Here is a 19139-nt window from a genome sequence, read left to right as displayed (position 1 = left end):
GCCTCACGCCGTTTCCAGCAGCGCAACCGCCTCCTCCACCGCATGGGGCAGCCGGCGGCGCTGTGCGAGCACCGCGGGCAGCCGAACGAGGACCTCGGCGGCCGCGCGTGCGTGGTCGCGGTCGCGCAGGGACGCGGCGAGCAGGCGGCCGCCCGCGTTGACGCACCGACGGATCGGGCGCCGCAGCCAGGTGGTCAGCACATCGTTGCGCAGCACCCTGGCGGCCTGCGCGGCGGCGGTCGCGCGCACCGACGACGGCTGATGGACGGCCGTGAGCTGTGGGCAGTAGCAGAGGTCCCAGCCGAGGGCGGCCATGTCGAGCGCCAGCAGCTGCTCCTCGCCGCGAAAGTGCAGCAGATCGCTGAAGCCGCCGGCCTCTTCGAACGCGGCCTTGCGCACCATCGCCGCACAACTCATGAAGCCCAGGATCGACGGGCCGGGCAGGCCGGGGCGCCGGCCCAGCGGGCTGTCGGCGAGCATGGCGGAGAACGGATCCTGGCGGCGCCGCGGCCAGACGATCGTGCGGGCCGCGAGCAGGCCCACCGACGGATGCCGCTCGAACAGATCCGCACCGATCTCGGGCGAATCGGGCGTCCACCACGAGTCGTCGTCACAGAACGCCACGTACGGGGTGTCGCACGCCGCCACCCCGACGTTGCGGCCGACGGCGCCCTGGTTGTCGGCCAGCGTCATCAGCCGCAGCCGGTTCGCCGACCGGTCGGCCATCCGGCTCATGACGACCGCGGTGTCATCGGTGGAGCCGTTGTCCACCACCACGATCGGGCACCGCGTGGTGTCGAGCAGCCGCGCGACCACCGTCGCGAGCTCAGCGGCCCGATTGCGCGTGGCGATGACGAACGAGACGTCGGTGGGCGAGTACATGACCGTGCGGGCTACCCGCTGTCGCGAAGGGCAAACGATGCATGAGATCAGGCGCGCACTGGTGACCGGCGGCGGCGGGTTCCTCGGCGGACACCTGTGCGACCGGCTGCTCGACGCCGGCGTCGAGGTGATCTCCGTCGACGACCTGTCCACCAGCGCACCTGCCACGGCCGAGTCGTTCGCCGGACGGCCCGGCTACCGGTTCGTCGAGCACGACATCAGCGAGCCGTTGCACGAGCTGCCCATCGGCATCGACACCGTGTTCCACCTGGCCTCGCCGGCGTCGCCCGTCGACTATCTGCGGCTGCCGATCGAGACACTGCGCACCGGGGCGCTCGGCACCAGCCACATGCTCGACCTCGCCGACCGGTGCGGCGCGCGCCTGGTGCTGTCGTCGACAAGCGAGGTCTATGGCGACCCGCTGGAGCATCCGCAGACCGAAAGTTACTGGGGCAACGTGAATCCGGTCGGCCCACGCAGCGTGTACGACGAGGCCAAGCGGTTCGCCGAGGCGCTCACGTTCGCCTACCAGCGCAGCCGCTCGGTCGACATCGCGGTGGCGCGGATCTTCAACACCTACGGCCCGCGGATGCGACCCGACGACGGGCGCATCGTGCCCACGTTCTGCCGCCAGGCGCTGGCCGGCGAGGCGATCACCGTCAACGGCACGGGCCGGCAGACCCGGTCGCTGTGCTTCGTCGACGACACCGTGGCGGGCCTGGTCGCGCTGGCCGAATCCGACTGCGCCGGACCGGTCAACCTGGGCAACCCCGACGAACTCACCGTGCTCGAAATCGCCGAGACCATCCGCGATCTGGCGGGCAGTACTTCGCCCATCGAGTTCCGGTCCGCCCAGCAGGACGACCCGCAGCGGCGCTGCCCCGACATCTCGCTGGCCCGGCAGGTGCTCGGCTGGCGGCCCAGGATCGGCTACGTCGAGGGCCTGTCGGCCACGGTCGACTGGTTCCGGACCCACCCGGCAACCGTTGCGCTGCAGGGAAGTTAGGAGAACACGATGCGAATCCTCGGAATCAACGCGGTATTCCACGACCCAGCCGCCGCCTTGGTCGTCGACGGCCGGATCGTCGCGGCCGCGGAGGAGGAGCGGTTCACCCGCCGCAAGCACGGCAAGCAGGCGGTGCCGTTCTCGACATGGGAGGTCCCGGTGGAGTCGGCGCGCTGGTGCCTGCAGCAGGCCGGCCTGACGCCCGCGGATCTGGACCTGGTCGGCTACTCCTACGACCCCCGGCTGATGGACGAAACCACCGACGGTCTGGCGGGTCTCGACCGCGACTGGGAGTACCTGCGCACGCTGTACGCCGAACGGGCGCCCCGGTTCCTGGCCTCCGCGCTGCCGGGGCTCGATCCCGGCATCGTGCGGCACGTCCGCCATCACGTCGCGCACGCCGCGTCAAGCGCGCTGGCCTCCCCGCACCCCGACTGCGCGGTGCTGGTCGTCGACGGCCGCGGCGAGCGCGCCTCGATGCTGGCGGGCAGCTACCGCGACCACAAGCTCGATGTGCTGGCCACCCAGTCGCTTCCGCACTCGCTGGGCCTGCTCTACGAAGACCTCACCGAGCACCTGGGATTCAAGCGCTCCAGCGACGAGTACAAGGTGATGGCGATGGCCTCCTACGGGACCCCGAGGTTCGCCGACCGGTTCCGCGAACTGGTCTATGCGTGCCCGGACGGCGGTTTCCGCACCGAACCGGTCGACTGGGACGCGATCACCCCGGCGCGGGCGCCGGGCGCGGGCAAGGGGCATGCGCTGGATCGGCCCGAGCCCGAGCACGCCGACCTCGCGTGCAGCGTGCAAACCGTCGTCGAGGAGGTTCTGCTCGATCTGGTGGCCTGGCTCGGCGACCGCACCGACCACGAAAACCTCTGCCTGGCAGGCGGAGTGGCGTTGAACTGCGTCGCCAACACCAAGATCTTCGACCGTAGCCGGTTCACGAACGTCTGGGTGCAACCCGCGGCGGGAGACTCGGGTACCGCGCTGGGGGCGGCACTGGCGCTCGCCGGTGAGGCGGGGGAGCCGATCGTCCCGATGCCGTCGGCGGCGCTGGGCCGCGGATTCTCCGACGACGAGATCGCCGCAACCCTCACTGAGGCCGCCGTCCCGTTCGAGCGGCCCGCCGACCTGGCCGCCACCATCGGCGACGCGCTCGCCGACAACAAACTCATCGGTTGGTTCCAGGGACGCGCCGAGTTCGGGCCACGCGCACTCGGCCAACGCTCGCTGCTGGCCGACCCGCGCCGGATCGAGAACCTCGAGCGGCTCAACACCGTCAAGGGCCGCGAACAGTTCCGTCCCGTCGCGCCCATGGTGCTCGCCGAGCACGCCGGCGAGATCTTCTCCGGGGGGCCGATTCCCAGCCCCTACATGCTGTTCGTGCACGACGTCGCCGCGCACTGGCGCGACCGGATCCCGGCCGTCACCCACGTTGACGGCACCGCGCGGATCCAGACCGTCGACCGCAGCCTGCCGCTGCTGCACGACACCATCAGCCGGTTCGCCGCCCGCACCGGTGTGCCAGTGATCGTCAACACGAGCTTCAACACCGCAGGCCGGCCGATGGTCGACAGCCCCCGCGATGCGCTCGAATGCTTTGGCAGCGCGCCGATCGACGTGCTGGCGATCGGCCCGTTCGTCGTGAGGCGGCCGGGATGACCCCGCAATTCGCGGTCGTGGTGCCGACGGTGGGACGGCCGTCGCTGCACCGCCTGCTCGCCGAACTCGAGGGCTCCGCAGGCCCGCGACCGGCCGACGTGATCGTCGTCGACGATCGCGCCGCGACCGAACCCGCGTTGTCCCTCGAGTGCCGGCTACCGGTGCGTGTGCTGCGCAGCGGCGGGCGCGGTCCGGCGGCGGCGCGCAACACCGGCTGGCGGGCCACCACCGCGGACTGGATCTGCTTCCTCGACGACGACGTTGTGCCGCAACCCAATTGGTTCGCGGCGCTGGCCGACGACCTGGCCAAGGCCGAAGTGCAGGCGGCGGCCGGCTCGCAGGCGCAGATCGAGGTGCCGCGGGTGGGTGGGCGCCGGGCCACCGACGACGAACGCCGCACCCAGCGGCTCGCTGACGCCCAGTGGATCACCGCCGACATGGCGTTCCGCCGCGACGTGCTGGTCGCCGTCGGCGGCTTCGACGACCGGTTCCCCCGCGCCTACCGAGAGGACTCCGACGTCGCGCTGCGAATCACCCGCGCCGGCAACACGATCGTGCGCGGCGCGCGCCGGTGCACCCATCCGGTCGCCCAGGCCACGCTGATGAGCAGTGTGCGGGCCCAGGTCGGCAACCGCGACAACGCGCTGCTGCGCCGCAAGCACGGCAGGCGCTGGCGCGCGCAGATCGGCGAGGGCCGCGGCCGGCTGCCCCTGCACGCGGTGACCACCGCGACAGGCGTCGTCGCGGCACTCGGCGCGCTGACCGGCCGGCGGCAGGCAGCGCGGTTGGCGGCCGCGCTGTGGGCACTGCTGACCGCCGAGTTCGCCGCGCGGCGGTTCTGGGCCGGGCCGCACACCGCGGCCGAGGCCGGCCGAATGGTGTTGACCAGCGCGCTCATTCCGCCGGTGGCGGTGGCGCACCGCGCCGCGGGGGAGTGGACCTTCCGCGGCGCCCGGCCCGATCCGCCGCTGGCCGTGTTGTTCGACCGCGACGACACGCTCATCGAGGACGGTCCCTATCTCAACGACCCCGCCGGGGTGCGCCCGCTGCCCGGCGCCGTCGACGCGCTGAACCGGCTGCGCCGCAGGGGTTTGCTGCTCGCGGTGGTGACCAACCAGTCCGGGGTCGCCAGGGGTCTGATCAGCCCCGACCAGTTGCGGGCCGTCAACGCCGCAGTCGAGGCCGCGCTCGGACCGTTCGACTCGTGGCACGTCTGCCTGCACGACGACACCGACGGGTGCCGCTGCCGCAAACCCGCGCCGGGCATGGTCGTCGACGCCGCCGCTGCGCTCGGTGTGCACCCGTCGCGGTGCGTGCTGATGGGCGACACCGGCGGCGACGTCGAGGCCGCACTGGCCGCCGGAGCCGACGCGGTGCTGGTGCCGACCCGGCGCACACTACGGCCCGAGATCAACCGGGCCCGCGCCGGCGCCAGGGTCGCGTCCAGCATCGACGAGGCGGTTTCGTTGGTACTCAAGGACTGCCGATGACCCGGGCCGTGGTCGCGAGACTCGACAGTGCCGGTGACGTGCTGATCACCGGCCCGGCGGTGCGCGCGGTGGCCGACCGCCACGACGGCGTCACGCTGCTCGTCGGGCCGCGCGGCCACGCCGCCGCCGAACTGCTGCCCGGCGTGGCCGACATCATCGAATGGCAGGCCCCCTGGGTCGATTTCGACTCGCCCGGGCTCACCGCCGACCACGTCGACGCCCTGGTCAAACAGCTGCGGGACGTGGCGCCCGAGCGGGTCTACATCCTGACGTCGTTTCACCAGTCACCGCTGCCGCTGGCGCTGATCTGCCGGATGGCCGCGGTGCCGTGGGTCGGGGCGATCTGCGAGGACTATCCCGGCACCTTGCTCGACCTGCGCCACCATGTGCAGTCCGGCGTCCCCGAACCCGAGCGCGCGCTGTCACTGGTGCGCGCGGCGAGCTGCGAACTGCCCGCAGACGACGACGGGAGGCTTCGGGTGCGGGTCCCGCCGCTACCCGCCGACATCGCCGAGATCCTGGGCGCTGCACGGTTCGTGGTGTTCCATCCCGGCGCCGCCGTGCCCGCGCGCCGGCCGACCACCGCACGCAGCGCCCGGATGGTCGCGGCGCTGGCCGCTGCCGGGCACCGCGTGGTGGTCACCGGCGACCCGGCCGAACGCGACCTCACCGCGACGGTCGCCGGTGACGTCGCCGTCGACCTCGGCGGCCGCACCTCGCTGGCCGGCCTCGCGGCGGTCTACGCCGCCGCGGCGGTGGTGGTCGCGCCGAACACCGGCCCCGCGCACCTGGCGGCCGCCGTCGGGGCGCCGGTGGTGTCGCTGTTCGCTCCGGTGGTCCCGGCCTCGCAGTGGAGCCCCTACGGCGATCGCGTCATCCGGCTTGGCGACCAGGACGCCGCGTGCCGGCTCACCCGGGCCCGCGTGTGCCCGGTCGACGGACATCCCTGCCTCGACGGCATCACCGACGATGACCTGCTCGACGCGGTCAACAGGATTGGAGGACAGCAATGTCACCGATGATCGAAACGCACCTGTCGGCACTGTCCCAGGCGGTCGACCACATCGGCCCGGAGGTGCCGCGCCTGGAGGCCTGGGGACGACGGCTGGCCGACGTGCTCACCACCGGCGGCCGGGTGCTGGCCTGCGGCAACGGCGGCAGCGCGGCCGAGGCCCAGCACCTGACCGCCGAACTGGTCGGCAGATTCCGCGACGAGCGGATCCCCCTGTCGGCCATCTCGTTGCACGCCGACACCTCGGCGCTGACCGCGATCGCCAACGACTACGGCGTCGAGGAGATATTCGCCCGTGGGGTGCGGGCGCACGGCCGACCCGGCGATGTGCTGGTGTCGCTGTCCACCAGCGGCACCAGCCCGAACGTGCTCGCGGCGGTCAAGGCCGCGCACGAAACCGGTTTGACCACTTGGGCGTTCACCGGACCACAACCGAACCCGCTCGCCGCGATGTGCGACGACGCGGTCTGCGTCGAGGCGCCCAGCACCGCGACAGTCCAGGAGATCCACCTGCTGCTGGTGCACGCGCTGTGCATCGCGCTCGACGACGTGCTGCTGGGAGGATTCCATGAGTAGACCGCTGGTGATCATCGGCGACTCCATGCTCGACGTCGACATCGAGGGCAGCGCCACCCGGCTGAGCCCGGAGGCGCCCGTACCGGTCGTCGACACCGAACGGATCTGGCGGCGTCCCGGTGGCGCAGGCCTGGCCGCCGTGCTGGCGGCCCGCGCGGACCGCGACGTGGTGCTGGTGACCGCGGTCGGCGACGACCCCGACGGGCGGGCCCTGACCGACCTGTTGGCCGAGGCGGGCGTGACCGTCGTCGCGTTGCCGATGTCGGGAAGCACCGTCTGCAAGACCAGGATTCGCGCCGCGGGCCAGTCGATGCTGCGGGTCGACCACGGCGAGGGCTCGGCCGCCGCTGATCCGCTGCCCGCCCAGGTCGTCGAGATCCTCGGCTACGCGCGGGCGGTGTGTGTGGCCGACTACGGCAGGGGAGTGACCGCCCACCCGCAGATCCGCGAACTGCTGGGCCGTGTCGCCGGGCGGGTGCCGGTCGTGTGGGACCCGCATCCGCGCGGCGAGCCCCCGGTCGCGGGCTGCCGACTGGTGACGCCGAATCAGGCTGAGGCGGGAGACAACTCGGCCGAGTCGTTGCGTGTGCACTGGGACGCCGACGCGGTGTGTGTGACGCTCGGGCCGCGGGGCGCGCTGGTGGCCACGGTCGACGGCAGCGCGCACCACGCCGTGCCGGACACCGTCGGCGGGGGCGGGCACGGCGACACCTGCGGCGCCGGCGACCGGTTCGCGATCGCCGCGACACTGGCGCTCGCCGACGGTAAGGACGTCCACGGCGCGGTCGCCGACGCGGTCGAGGCGGCCAGCCGGTTCGTCGCCGCCGGCGGTGCGGTGGGGGTGTCCAGCGCGGCCGTACCCGGCGGCAGCGCCGACGACGTGCAGTCGACCGCCATCACCGGCGACATCGCCGAGGTACGGGACCGCTTGCGCCGCAGGGGTGGCCGGCTCGTGGCCACCGGAGGGTGCTTCGACCTGCTGCACACCGGCCACGTCCGGCTGCTGCGGCAGGCGCGCGACCTCGGCGACGCGCTGGTGGTGCTGCTGAACTCGGACGCGTCGGTGCGCGCGCTCAAGGGTCCGCGTCGGCCGGTCGTCGCCGATCACGACCGCGCGCGGGTGCTCGCAGCACTCGCCTGCGTCGACGCGGTGGTGATCTTCGACGAACACTCACCCGAAGCCGCGCTGGACCAGCTACAGCCCGACGTCTGGGTCAAGGGCGGCGACTACGCCGAGACCGATCTGCCCGAGGCGGCCGTGGTGCGCAGGCACGGCGGCGAGGTCGTGCTGCTGCCCACCGTCGCGGGCTATTCGTCATCGAACCTGATCGCCGCCGCGCGGTCCTGACCGGAAGGAACACCACATGGGACTCGACACCACGCTGGGCAATGTCATCATCACCGGCGGCGCCTCGGGACTCGGCGCCGCCACCGCGAAAGCCGTTGCCCGACACGGGGGAACACCGCTGATCATCGACCGCAACGACCCGCAGGACGGTTTCGCGTTCGCTCGGGCGGACCTCGCCGACACCGACGCCGTCGACGCGGCGGTGCGCGCACTGGCCGACCAGTGCGACGGCCAACTCCACGGCGTGTTCACCGCGGGCGGCACCGACGCCTGCGGAAAGCTCGGCGACGTTCCCGTCAAGGACTGGGAACGGGTCGTGCACGTCAACCTGCTCGGCACCGCCGCCGTGATCCGCTCGGCGCTGCCGTATCTGAAGACCACCCGCGGCCGGATCGTCACCTGCGCATCGACGCTGGGCATCAAGGCGGTCAGCGACGCGACGGCGTACTGCGCGTCGAAGTTCGGCGTGATCGGCTTCTCCCGGGCGCTGGCGGCCGAACTCGCCGGCGAGGTCGGTGTCACGACCCTGATCCCCGGCGGCATGCACACCGCGTTCTTCGACAGCCGCGACGAGCAGTACAAGCCGCCGCCCGACGCGAAACTCAACCAACCCGAGGACGTCGCCGAGAGCGTCGTGTTCGCGCTGTCCCAACCGGCGGGCTGCGAGGTACGTGAACTCGTCGTGTGCGCGTCCACGGAGTCTTCGTGGCCGTGAGCCGCGACATCCTGGTGCTGCGCGCGCTGGGCCTGGGCGACCTGCTCACCGGCATCCCGGCGCTGCGCGGATTGCGCCGTGCCCACCCGGACGCTCACATCGTGCTCGCCGCACCGCAGCGCTACACCGAACTGGCGCTGCTCTCGGGCGCCGTCGACGAGGTCGACCCGACCCCGGGGCTCGGAGGTCTGCGCCCGCGTGCCGAAGCCCCGGCGCTCGCAGTCAATCTGCACGGCAGCGGGCCCGAGAGCACCGCCGACCTGCTCGCGCTGCGGCCGCAACGGTTGCTCAGCCACCGGCATCCCGCGTTCCCGGAGGTCGACGGGCCGCCGTGGCGTCCGGACCTGCACGAGGTCGACCGCTGGTGCGCGCTGCTCGAGTGGGCCGCAATACCCTGCGACACATCCGATCTGGGTATCGACCGGCCGGACGGTTATCCCGACCGGTCGTCGGTGGTGGTGGTCCACCCGGGCGCGGCGTTCGCCGCGCGACGCTGGCCGGCGGACCGGTTCGCCGCCGTCGCGGCCGCACTGCGCGACAAGGGCTGCGAGGTGGTGATCACCGGCGACAGCGGAGAGGTCGACCTCGCGCACACGGTGGCCGCCGCGGCCGGTCTGCCGCCGTCGGCCGTGCTCGCCGGCCGGCTGGAACTGCTCGAGCTGGTGGCGCTGATCAGCGACTGCCGCCTGCTGATCTGCGGCGACACCGGTGTCGGTCACATCGCCACAGCGACCGGCACGCCCTCGGTGCTGCTGTTCGGTCCGACCCCGCCCGCGCGGTGGGGACCCAAGGGCACCGGCCCCCACATCGCCGTCTGGGCAGGCGATGTCGGCGATCCACACGGTGACCGCCCGCACAGCGGCCTGCTGCTGATCACCGTCTCGCGGGTGCTGGAGGCCACCGCGACCCTACTCGAGGACTGCGCATGACCGCCGTGCGCGCCGGTGTCGTCGGCGCCGGCTATGTCGGGTTGACGACCGCGGTCTGCCTGGCCGAACGTGGGCACCACACGGTCTGCGTCGACGTTGACCCCGACCGCGTCGAACAGCTGCGCAACGGCGTCGCGCACATCGACGAACCCGGCCTGCCCGAGCTGCTGCGCCAGGGACTCGCCGGCGGCACCCTCGAATTCGCCTCGCACTGCGCAGGTCTCGACGACCGCGACGTGGTGTTCGTCTGCGTGCCCACGCCCAGCGGACCGGACGGCTCGGCCGATCTGTCCGCCGTCGACAACGTCGTCGACGAACTCGCCGGGGTGCTCGCCGCCGGGGCGGTGCTGGTGCTGAAGTCGACGGTGCCGGTCGGCACCACCCGTCGGGTCGGGGAGCGGGTGCGCTCCGCGGGCATCCGCGCGGTGTCCAATCCGGAGTTCCTGCGGGAGAGCCACGCGGTGTACGACTTCCGCAACCCCGACCGCATCGTGGTCGGCACCGAGGACGCCGACGCGGCCGCCGTGGTGACGGGCGTCCTGGGCAACCACGCCCAGACGTTCGTGATGAACCCCGAGAGCGCGGAGCTGTCGAAGTATGCGAGCAATGCGTTCCTGGCGGTGAAGATCTCGTATGCGAACTCACTGGCGCGGCTGTGCGGGACGGTGGGTGCCGACATCACCGATGTCACCCGCAGCATGGGTGCCGACGTGCGCATCGGCCCGCACTTTTTGGCGCCGGGGCCGGGATGGGGCGGCTCGTGCCTGCCGAAGGACACCGCCGCGATCCTGCACACCGGCAGGCGGGCGTGTGTCGCACTGCCCGAGATCGAGTCGGCCCGCCGCACCAACGCCGCCCAGCCCGACCACATCGCCGCGGCGCTGCGCCGCGCGCTGCGGGTCCCACTGCACCGGGCGCGGCTCACCGCGCTGGGCCTGACGTTCAAGGCAGGCACCAGCGACGTGCGCGACTCGCCCGCGTTGACGATCGGCGCCGCGTTGAGCCGCGCGGGCGCCACGGTCACCGGCTACGACCCGCGGCTCGGCGCGCTGGACCAGTCCCGGCTGCGAGCCGCCGCGGTCACCCCGGTCGACGACCCGTACCTGGCGGCCAAGGACGCGGACGCGATCGTCGTGCTCACCGAGTGGCCGGAGTTCCGCGAACTGGACTGGACCGCGATCGCCGAACAGGCGCCCGGCGCCGTCGTCCTCGACACCCGCAACCTGCTGGACGCCGCCGCGCTGGCCGACGCCGGGCTGAGGTACGTGGGCAACGGAACCCGCTCGGGTTATTGACCTTTGGCGACCTTGCGGATCAACCGGGCGGTGCCGCGGTCGAGCACCTCCTGGCGGTCGGCGAGCATCTTCATCCGCGTGGAACGCCGCACCGCGGCGGCGATCGTCTGTTCGGATTCGTAGGCCTGCACGACCCGCGGGTCCACGTAGGACGCGCGCGCCACCGCGGGGGTGTTGCCGAGTTCCGCGGCCACCTCCTTCATCACCGCCGACTCCACCCGCTTGATCACGGTCTTGTTGACCGGCGGGTCGGCGTCGACGAAGGCGGCCGCCGCCAGCACGGTGCCGTGCCAGGTGCGCAGATCCTTGACCGTGTACTCGTCGCCGACGAGTTCCTTGAACCGGGCGTTGAGGTCGTCGGAGTGCAGATCGGTCCAGCCGGAACCGTTGCGGCACACCAGCAGCCGCTCGGTGCGCTGCGGTCGGCGCAGCAGCGCGCGCACCGAGCGGACCGCTTCGGGATCGTCGATCGTCAGGGTGCGCCGCACCCCGCTCTTGGCCGGGAAGTCGAACTCGATGGCGGTGCGCTGCAGCGTGACATGCTCACACAACAGCGTGGAAATGCCGTAGGAGTTGTTCTCCTCGACGTACTGCTCAGAACCCGCGCGGAAGTAGCCGAGGTCGAGCAGATGCAGCGCCAAGGCCAGCACGCGGTCGCGGGTGAGGCCGCGGCCCCGCAGGTCCGCGGCGATGCGCCTGCGCATCTCCGGCAGCGCGGCCGACATCTGCAGCACCCGGTCGAACTTCTCCTCGTTGCGCTCCTCCTGCCACTGCTGGTGGTACAGGTACTGGCGGCGCCCCGCGGCGTCGGTGCCGACCGCCTGGATGTGCCCGGCGGGTTGCGGGCAGATCCACACGTTCCGCCACGCCGGCGGGATCACCAGGTCCTTGATGCGCTGCAGCGTCACCTCATCGGTGACCGGGCTCCCGTCGGGCTGGTGGTAGGAGAACCCGCGGCCTCGCCGCACCCGCCGCAGCCCCGGACCGCTGACGTCGCTACGCCGCAGTCGCATGTTTGGCATCCGAGGAGTCGGGGGTACAGCACATCCACCATGGAGAGGTCTGGTTTCGTCGCGCCCGCAGAACGCTGTGCGTCACTGTCGGCTTCACCGCGCGCGGGATTTTCGTGGTCGCAACTTCTCCATGCCAGAGCTAATACCCGGACCGGCCGATGGCACACGTGGCTGTTGCGGGGCAACCGGAGTCCTCGTGGTTAGCGGGACCAAAGCCTGGGGTAATCTCGCCTCGACATGCCGGGAGGTCAAATGGCCGACGTTGCCAACACAGCTGTGAACAAGAAGAACGGGCACGGCGCGCGGTCGGTGGAACTCCGCGTCGCCGCCGAGCTCGAGAACCTTGCTGTGCTGCGCACCCTCGTCGCCGCGGTGGCGACATTCGAGGATCTGGACTTCGACGCCGTCGCCGATCTGCGACTCGCGGTCGACGAAGCGTGCACCCGCCTCATCCGGTCCGCGGTGCCGAACTCCGAACTGCTTCTGGTCATCGATCCCCGCGACGACGCCGTCGTGATCGACGCGTCGACGACATGTAAGAGCTCCGACGTCTTGACCCCGGGCAGCTTCAGCTGGCACGTGCTGAGCTCGCTGACCGACGAGGTCACCACGTTCGAGGACGGCCAGGGGCCCGATCAGACGCAGGTATTCGGGATCTCCATGACGACGAGGCGAGCGAGCACGCTGCAGTGAGCCCGTCGACGTCGCAGGGTTCGTCGTCGCGATCGAACTCTGAGTACGCGGATGTCGCCGACATGTTCCGTGCGTTGAAGGAACTGCCGGCGGATTCGCCGAAGTTCCAACGCCAGCGCGACCGCATCGTGGAACGCTGCCTGCCGTTGGCCGATCACATCGCCCGCCGGTTCGACGGCCGCGGCGAACCGCGGGAAGACCTCGTTCAGGTGGCGCGCGTCGGGCTGGTCAACGCCGTGATCCGGTTCGACGTGGAGGCCGGTTCGGACTTCGTGTCGTTCGCGGTGCCCACGATCATGGGCGAGGTCCGCAGGCACTTCCGGGACAACAGCTGGTCGGTGAAGGTGCCGCGCCGGCTCAAGGAGCTCCATCTGCGACTGGGCGCCGCGACCGCAGAGCTCTCACAGCGGCTGGGCCGCGCCCCGACGGCCTCTGAGCTGGCCGCCGAACTCGACATGGACCGCGACGAGGTCGTCGAGGGCCTGGTGGCCGGCAGTTCCTACAACACGCTGTCGATCGACAGCGGGGGCAGCGGCACCGAGGATGCGCCCGCGATCGCGGACACCCTCGGTGACGTCGACCTCGGACTGGACCAGATCGAGAACCGCGAGGCGCTGCGTCCGTTGCTCGCCGCGCTGCCCGAGCGCGAACGCACGGTGCTGCTGCTGCGGTTCTTCGAGTCGCTCACCCAGACGCAGATCGCCGAGCGCGTGGGCATCTCGCAGATGCACGTGTCGCGGCTGTTGGCGAAGTCGCTGATGCGGCTACGGGACCAGCTTGAGTAGCGGCGCCGGGCGGCCCCGCACCGCGTCGACCGCCGCCTGCACGCTGTCGAACACCGGCAGGGCGGCGTCGGGATCGCAGATGCGCAGCAGCCGTTTGACCGACACGCTCGGTGTCATCGCCCAGTAGATGTCCTGGCCCGCAGTGCGCACGTTGAGCGTGTGCAGCGCGGAAAACCCTGCGGTGCCGAAGAAGTCGACTCCGGTCAGGTCGACCACCAGTCGCTCGATGTGCTCGCCGTCGCGCAGTGCGTAGTCGACGAACTCCAGCGCGTTGGCGGCGTCGATCTCACCGTATGCAGCGACGACCGTCGTGCCCGGTTCCAGCCCTCGGGTGGCGAAATGGGCGGTGTGGCACTCGCTCGGTTCGGTCGACGGGTCGACCGGTTGAGGAGAAGAAAAATGGGAAATAGCAGACATATGTGACTCCATCAGTGAATACGGGATTCGTACTGTGGTTCACGTCAAAATTTGGGGCCCTGCGTGTTCAAAGCCTTCGCAGCAGTGGCGGGAGTTTTCACCCTGCACGTCGATGACGTAAGCGGCTGTGAACTCAACCTGCATTGAACCCTACGCCCCTTGTCCACCCCGCACAATCAATCGTGTGATGTCGTCATAGCCGCAGGTCAGCGGCGCGCCTTCCGTCATCTTTGGCGTCAATAACGCGCGTTTGGCGAACCGCCGGTGCGCCCCGCACACTTGTCGGTATGTCCACGACGGTCGCCGGGGTACTGCTGGCCGCGGGCGCGGGTAGTCGGTTCGGTATGCCGAAAGTCCTTGCCGCCGAGGGGCAATGGTTGACGACGGCCGTCGGCGCGCTGCACGACGGCGGGTGCGACGACGTGGTGGTGGTGCTCGGCGCAGCGCTGGTCGAGGTGCCGCCACCAGCGCGTTCGGTGTTCGCCGAGGCGTGGGCGGACGGCCTGTCGGCGTCGCTGCGCGCCGGACTGTCCGCGGTCGACGCCGACTACGCGGTCGTGCACACCGTCGACACCCCCGATGTGGGGCCCGAGGTGGTGCGCCGCGTGGTGGCCGCGGCGCTGTCCTCGACGTCGGGCCTGGCGCGGGCCCGCTACGAAGGTCGGCCGGGTCACCCCGTGGTCATCGCCCGCGCCCACTGGCCCGACCTGCTGGGCCGGTTGCGCGGCGACGAGGGTGCGCGGCCCTATCTGGCCGGCCGCGATGACGTCGTCGCGGTGGAGTGCGCCGACCTGGCGAGCGGCCGCGACATCGACGTCAGCTGAGCGTGACACCGAGCATCGCCGCGGCGAACCGGCGCACCGACTGCTCGGCGATCGCCGCGGCGTCGCCGTGGCCGTCCCGAAAACGCTTGTGCAGCACCGGGATCTGCGGGTCGACGGTGATCTCGGCGAGCATCTCGCCGGTCGTCGGCTCGCACACCGCCCACGAGTAGCCGGTGTCGGAGGCCCAGCGCGCCCGGCAGCGGGTGACGTAGTCGGGGTCGGTCTCGCCCATCTCCGCGAGCGCCGGCCGGTCGTCGATCAGTTCGTCGTCGCGCAGCGCGCGCAGATACCAGGCGCCGGCGTTGATCTCGACGGGCTCCATGATGGGCGCCTCTTATGCGCGAGCAGACGCACAATGCCCAGAAAACACGCGTTTCAGGGGCATTTTGCGTCTGCTCGGCGGAAGACTGGCCTACTTGATCTCGGCGAGGACGGTGCCCTGGGTGATCGCGGCGCCGGCCTCGACGGCCAGCCCGGTGATGGTGCCGTCCTTGTGGGCGGTGACGGGGTTCTCCATCTTCATCGCCTCGAGCACCACGACGAGATCACCCGCGGAGACCTCCTGGCCCTCCTCGACGGCGACCTTGACCACGGTGCCCTGCATCGGCGCGGTCACGGCGTCACCCGAAGCGGCCGCACCGCCCTGCGAGCCGCGCTTGCGGGCCTTGGGCTTCTTACGCACGACGTTGGACCCGCCCGCGGGCGCGCCGCCGCCGCCGATCGCCAGATCGCCGGGCAGCGAGACCTCCAGGCGGCGGCCACCGACCTCGACCACCACCGTCTGGCGGGGGACGGTGTCCTCCTCCTCGATGGGGTCGCCGCCGGTGAACGGCTCGACGGTGTTGTCCCACTCGGTCTCGATCCAGCGGGTGTGCACGGTGAAGCCGTTCTCGTCGCCGATGAACGCGGGATCGGACACCACGGCGCGGTGGAACGGGATCACCGTGGCCAGGCCCTCGACGGTGAACTCGGCCAGCGCGCGCCGGGACCGCTCGAGCGCCTCCTGGCGGGTGGCGCCGGTGACGATCAGCTTGGCCAGCATCGAGTCGAACTGGCCGCCGATGACCGAACCGGTCTCCACGCCCGAGTCCAGCCGCACACCCGGGCCGGTCGGCGGCTCGTACTTGGTGACGGGGCCCGGAGCCGGCAGGAAGCCGCGGCCGGCGTCCTCACCGTTGATGCGGAACTCGAACGAGTGCCCGCGCGGCGTCGGGTCCTCGGTGATGTCGAGCGGCTCGCCGTTGGCGATGCGGAACTGCTGGCGCACCAGGTCGAGGCCCGAGGTCTCCTCGGTCACCGGGTGCTCGACCTGCAGGCGGGTGTTGACCTCGAGGAAGCTGATCAGGCCGTCCTGGCCGACCAGGTACTCGACGGTGCCCGCGCCGTAGTAGCCGGCCTCCTTGCAGATGCGCTTGGCCGACTCGTGGATCTCTTTGCGCTGCGCGTCGGTCAGGAACGGCGCCGGCGCCTCCTCGACCAGCTTCTGGAAGCGGCGCTGCAGCGAGCAGTCACGGGTGCCCGCGACCACCACGTTGCCGTGCTGGTCGGCGATGACCTGGGCCTCGACGTGGCGCGGCTTGTCGAGGTAGCGCTCGACGAAGCACTCGCCGCGACCGAACGCCGCGACGGCCTCGCGGACCGCCGACTCGTAGAGCTCGGGGATCTCCTCGATGGTGCGGGCGACCTTCATGCCGCGGCCACCGCCGCCGAACGCCGCCTTGATCGCGATCGGCACGCCGTACTCCTTGGCGAAGGCCACGACCTCGTCGGCGTCCTTGACCGGATCCGACGTGCCGGGCACCAGCGGCGCCTGAGCGCGCGCGGCGATGTGGCGCGCGGTGACCTTGTCGCCGAGATCGCGGATGGACTGCGGGCTGGGCCCGATCCAGATCAGCCCCGTGTCGATGACCGCCTGGGCGAAATCGGCGTTCTCCGAGAGGAATCCGTAGCCGGGATGGATGGCGTTGGCGCCGGACTTGGCCGCGGCGTCGAGGAGCTTCTCGAACACCAGGTAGGACTCGGCCGAGGTCTGCCCGCCGAGGGCGAACGCCTCGTCGGCCAGCCGCACGTGCGGGGCGTCGGCGTCGGGTTCGGCATAGACCGCCACGCTCTCGAGCCCGGCGTCCTTGGCGGCCCTGATGACCCGGACGGCGATCTCTCCACGATTGGCGACCAGCACCTTGGAGATCTTCGAGCTGGCGTGACTGGCCACTGGCCCTCCTGACGGCAAGTTCTTTAAGAAACGTCTTTAAGAATGTATCGGAGGGAGTTTATGCGGCTCTGCTGAGGTCTCGGCGAGCCGGTCCCTTACCCGTGAGTAACCAATTTGCCCCGGCTGGCGTCAGCGCAGCCGCTTCTTGATGCGCGTGAGCATCGCCGACATGCCGCGCAGCCGCAGCGGACTGATCAGCTTCGCCAGCCCCAGCTCGGAATAGAAGTCGTCGGGCACCGCCAGGATCTCGTCGGCGGGCAGGTCATCGAGGCCCGCGGCCAGGATCGCGGCGAATCCCCGGGTGGTGGGCGCCTCGGCGGGAGCGCTGAAATACAGCCGCACATGCGCGCGGTCGTCGGCGTCGACGTGCAGGAACAGCGGCGACTGGCACTCCGGCACGGGCTCCATCGCGGCCTCTTCGAGGTCGGCGGGCAGCGGCGGCAGCTCGTTGGCGAACTCCAACAGGAGTTGCAGCTTGTCTTGTCCCTCAACCTCTTTGAAGTCCGAGACCACCTCGGCCAACGCGGCCGGCATACTCACGGTGCTTCGCCCGGCTCTTCCCCGACCGCCACCGGGACCCGCACCGCGTTGCCCCACTCGGTCCACGAGCCGTCGTAGTTGCGCACGCCGGGCAACCCCAGCAGGTGGGTCAGCACGAACCACGTGTGGCTGGAGCGTTCACCGATGCGGCAGTACACGATCGTCTTGTCGTCGGAGCTCAAAAAGCCGTACAGCTCCTCGAGTTCGGCGCGGCTGCGGAACCGGCCGCTGTCGTCGGCGGCCTTGGCCCACGGGATCGACCGCGCGGTGGGGACGTGCCCGCCGCGCAGCGCACCCTCTTCCGGGTAGTCCGGCATGTGCGTGCGCTCGCCGGTGTATTCCTGCGGCGAGCGCACGTCGATCAGCGGTTGCGAACCGAGTGCGCCCAGCACGTCCTCTTTGAAGGCGCGGATCGGCGCGTCGTCGCGTTCGACGACGGGGTAGCCGGTGGACTGCTTGTTCGGCACGTCCAAAGTGGTCTCGCGGCCGTCGGAGATCCACAGGTCCCGGCCGCCGTTGAGCAGCCGCACGTCGGGGTGGCCGAACAAGGTGAACACCCACAGCGCGTAGGCGGCCCACCAGTTGCTCTTGTCGCCGTAGATCACCACGGTGTCGTCGCGGGAGATGCCCTTGCGGTTCATCAGCTCGGCGAACTGCTCGCCGGTGATGTAGTCGCGCACGTTCGGGTCGTTGAGGTCGGTGTGCCAGTCGATCTTCACCGCGCCGGGGATGTGGCCGGTGTCGTAGAGCAACACATCTTCGTCGGACTCGACGATCGCGAGGCCCGGCCTGCCCAGGTTCGCCGACAACCAGTCGGCGGTGACCAGGCGTTCCGGGTGGGCGTACGACTGCAGGGCGGGATCTGGATCGGCAGGCAATGGCACAAAGCAGAGCCTACCCAGGCAGCCGACGACGCGCGGTCGGCTCAGCGCTTGCTTGTTGTGGCAAACCTTCTACGGTATGAAGTCCGGGGAGTTTTCCTTCAGTCATTGGCTAACCCCCGCCAGGCGCGGCGTCGACACCGTCGCAGCCGGCGCCCACACCGACCGCGGGAGCAGGAGCACGTGAGCTTAGAACCGCACGCACCGCACGTCACCGCCGATGACGTGGCCCGCAGGCGGGCCGCGGCGCCGAACCTGAAGGTGCCGCCCGCCACCCCGCCCGGCGCGCTGCGGCGGCTGCGTGACCGGCTCGGCGAGCAAATCTTCAATCTGGTGTTGACCCATGTGCCGTCGCACACCGTGCGGCAGGGCTTCCTGCGGGCCTGCGGGGCCACCATCGGCGAGAAATCCGCGATCATGCGCGGCACCCTGGTCTACGGCATCGCGTACCTGACCATCGGCGACGAAACCGCGATCGGCTGGCGCTGCCTGCTCGACGCCCGCGGCGGGTTGTTCATCGGCAACAACGTCACGATCGCCAGCGACGTGCACATCATCGGATCCCGCCGCGACATCGACCACCCCGGCCTGCGGCACGTGCCGGTGCCCACCGTCGTCGAGGACTACGCCTGGATCGCCAGCCGCGCGATGGTCCTGCCCTCGCACATCAAGCGCGGCGCGGTGATCGCCGGGCAGGCGACGGTGATGCGCGACATCGAGGAATGCGAAGTCGTCGGCGGCGATCCCCTCAAGGTCATCGGGCAGCGCGATCCCGAGGCCCTGGCCTACACCGCGGGCTACCGCCCGCTGTTCTCCTAGCGCGCGTGCCCGTCTCCCGAACCGACCGATTGGCTGA

20 protein-coding genes are annotated in these 19139 nt (G+C 70.9%); 13 read left to right on the top strand and 7 right to left on the bottom strand.

Annotation, left to right across the window (positions count from 1 at the left end):
• Nucleotides 1-3 precede the first annotated feature (3 nt).
• Nucleotides 4-882, bottom strand: a complete 879-nt coding sequence (locus BLW81_RS27675) for a glycosyltransferase family 2 protein (RefSeq protein ID WP_083409972.1) — start codon at nt 880-882, stop codon at nt 4-6.
• Nucleotides 883-919: 37 nt separating this feature from the next.
• Here BLW81_RS27675 and BLW81_RS27670 point away from each other — a divergent pair, with 37 nt between their 5' ends.
• Genes BLW81_RS27670 through BLW81_RS27630 form a run of 9 tightly spaced genes read left to right on the top strand, consistent with a single transcriptional unit; the run spans nt 920 to nt 10918 of the window.
• Entirely contained in the window at nt 920-1888 is a 969-nt protein-coding gene (locus BLW81_RS27670; RefSeq protein ID WP_083409971.1) for an NAD-dependent epimerase/dehydratase family protein, read from the top strand.
• Nucleotides 1889-1897: 9 nt separating this feature from the next.
• Nucleotides 1898-3553: a carbamoyltransferase family protein gene (locus BLW81_RS27665; RefSeq protein ID WP_083409970.1), complete on the top strand. Its 1656-nt coding sequence runs from the start codon at nt 1898-1900 to the stop codon at nt 3551-3553.
• Entirely contained in the window at nt 3550-5043 is a 1494-nt protein-coding gene (locus BLW81_RS27660) for an HAD-IIIA family hydrolase (RefSeq protein ID WP_083409969.1), read from the top strand. Before BLW81_RS27665 ends, BLW81_RS27660 begins: the two co-directional genes overlap by 4 nt.
• Nucleotides 5040-6065 carry a glycosyltransferase family 9 protein gene (locus BLW81_RS27655; protein WP_083409968.1) on the top strand — a complete coding sequence of 342 codons (1026 nt, stop codon included), beginning with the start codon at nt 5040-5042 and terminating at the stop codon, nt 6063-6065. The genes BLW81_RS27660 and BLW81_RS27655 overlap by 4 nt, the downstream gene beginning before the upstream one ends.
• Nucleotides 6062-6631 carry a D-sedoheptulose-7-phosphate isomerase gene (locus tag BLW81_RS27650; RefSeq protein WP_083410867.1) on the top strand — a complete coding sequence of 190 codons (570 nt, stop codon included), beginning with the start codon at nt 6062-6064 and terminating at the stop codon, nt 6629-6631. Before BLW81_RS27655 ends, BLW81_RS27650 begins: the two co-directional genes overlap by 4 nt.
• Complete coding sequence (locus BLW81_RS27645; protein WP_083409967.1) at nt 6624-7979, top strand: PfkB family carbohydrate kinase; 1356 nt, start codon at nt 6624-6626, stop codon at nt 7977-7979. Before BLW81_RS27650 ends, BLW81_RS27645 begins: the two co-directional genes overlap by 8 nt.
• Nucleotides 7980-7995: 16 nt before the next feature.
• Entirely contained in the window at nt 7996-8694 is a 699-nt protein-coding gene (locus BLW81_RS27640; protein WP_083409966.1) for an SDR family oxidoreductase, read from the top strand.
• On the top strand, nt 8685-9623 hold the full coding sequence (locus BLW81_RS27635) for a glycosyltransferase family 9 protein (protein ID WP_173839686.1): 939 nt from the start codon (nt 8685-8687) through the stop codon (nt 9621-9623). Before BLW81_RS27640 ends, BLW81_RS27635 begins: the two co-directional genes overlap by 10 nt.
• Nucleotides 9620-10918 (top strand): UDP-glucose dehydrogenase family protein, encoded by a 1299-nt coding sequence (locus BLW81_RS27630; RefSeq protein WP_083409965.1) that lies wholly within the window; start codon nt 9620-9622, stop codon nt 10916-10918. The genes BLW81_RS27635 and BLW81_RS27630 overlap by 4 nt, the downstream gene beginning before the upstream one ends.
• On the opposite strand, the gene BLW81_RS27625 is transcribed toward BLW81_RS27630, so the two are convergent.
• The gene (locus BLW81_RS27625) at nt 10912-11931 is read right to left on the bottom strand and encodes a DNA topoisomerase IB (protein WP_083409964.1); all 1020 of its coding nucleotides are present in this window, start codon (nt 11929-11931) and stop codon (nt 10912-10914) included. The genes BLW81_RS27630 and BLW81_RS27625 overlap by 7 nt on opposite strands.
• Nucleotides 11932-12183: 252 nt before the next feature.
• On the opposite strand from BLW81_RS27625, the gene BLW81_RS27620 reads away from it, so the two are divergent.
• On the top strand, nt 12184-12624 hold the full coding sequence (locus tag BLW81_RS27620; protein ID WP_083409963.1) for an ATP-binding protein: 441 nt from the start codon (nt 12184-12186) through the stop codon (nt 12622-12624).
• Nucleotides 12621-13409: an RNA polymerase sigma factor SigF gene (locus BLW81_RS27615; protein ID WP_083409962.1), complete on the top strand. Its 789-nt coding sequence runs from the start codon at nt 12621-12623 to the stop codon at nt 13407-13409. The genes BLW81_RS27620 and BLW81_RS27615 overlap by 4 nt, the downstream gene beginning before the upstream one ends.
• Here BLW81_RS27615 and BLW81_RS27610 read toward each other — a convergent pair.
• Nucleotides 13389-13826, bottom strand: coding sequence for an STAS domain-containing protein (locus tag BLW81_RS27610; RefSeq protein ID WP_083409961.1), 438 nt, complete (start codon nt 13824-13826; stop codon nt 13389-13391). The genes BLW81_RS27615 and BLW81_RS27610 overlap by 21 nt on opposite strands.
• Before the next feature lie 287 nt (nt 13827-14113).
• Here BLW81_RS27610 and BLW81_RS27605 point away from each other — a divergent pair, with 287 nt between their 5' ends.
• Nucleotides 14114-14650, top strand: coding sequence for a nucleotidyltransferase family protein (locus BLW81_RS27605; protein ID WP_083409960.1), 537 nt, complete (start codon nt 14114-14116; stop codon nt 14648-14650).
• Here the strand turns inward: BLW81_RS27605 and BLW81_RS27600 are convergent.
• The 4 genes from BLW81_RS27600 to BLW81_RS27585 form a co-directional block, all read right to left on the bottom strand.
• Nucleotides 14643-14972, bottom strand: a complete 330-nt coding sequence (locus BLW81_RS27600; RefSeq protein ID WP_083409959.1) for a hypothetical protein — start codon at nt 14970-14972, stop codon at nt 14643-14645. The two genes, BLW81_RS27605 and BLW81_RS27600, sit on opposite strands and share 8 nt — an antisense overlap.
• Before the next feature lie 90 nt (nt 14973-15062).
• Nucleotides 15063-16862 carry an acetyl-CoA carboxylase biotin carboxylase subunit gene (locus BLW81_RS27595; protein ID WP_083409958.1) on the bottom strand — a complete coding sequence of 600 codons (1800 nt, stop codon included), beginning with the start codon at nt 16860-16862 and terminating at the stop codon, nt 15063-15065.
• 129 nt (nt 16863-16991) lie between these two features.
• Complete coding sequence (locus tag BLW81_RS27590; RefSeq protein ID WP_173839756.1) at nt 16992-17396, bottom strand: SufE family protein; 405 nt, start codon at nt 17394-17396, stop codon at nt 16992-16994.
• A gap of 2 nt (nt 17397-17398) precedes the next feature.
• Nucleotides 17399-18286, bottom strand: a complete 888-nt coding sequence (locus tag BLW81_RS27585; protein WP_083409956.1) for a sulfurtransferase — start codon at nt 18284-18286, stop codon at nt 17399-17401.
• A 180-nt stretch (nt 18287-18466) separates the two neighbouring features.
• Between BLW81_RS27585 and BLW81_RS27580 the strand changes: the two genes are divergently transcribed.
• A complete protein-coding gene (locus BLW81_RS27580; RefSeq protein WP_235632114.1) occupies nt 18467-19102 on the top strand; it encodes an acyltransferase in 636 nt (211 codons plus the stop codon).
• The last annotated feature ends 37 nt before the right edge of the window (nt 19103-19139 follow it).

The organism is Mycolicibacterium rutilum, from assembly GCF_900108565.1.
GTDB lineage: Bacteria > Actinomycetota > Actinomycetes > Mycobacteriales > Mycobacteriaceae > Mycobacterium > Mycobacterium rutilum.
The sequence above is the reverse complement of the archived record's forward strand: the minus strand, read 5'-3'. Positions and strand labels throughout refer to the sequence as shown.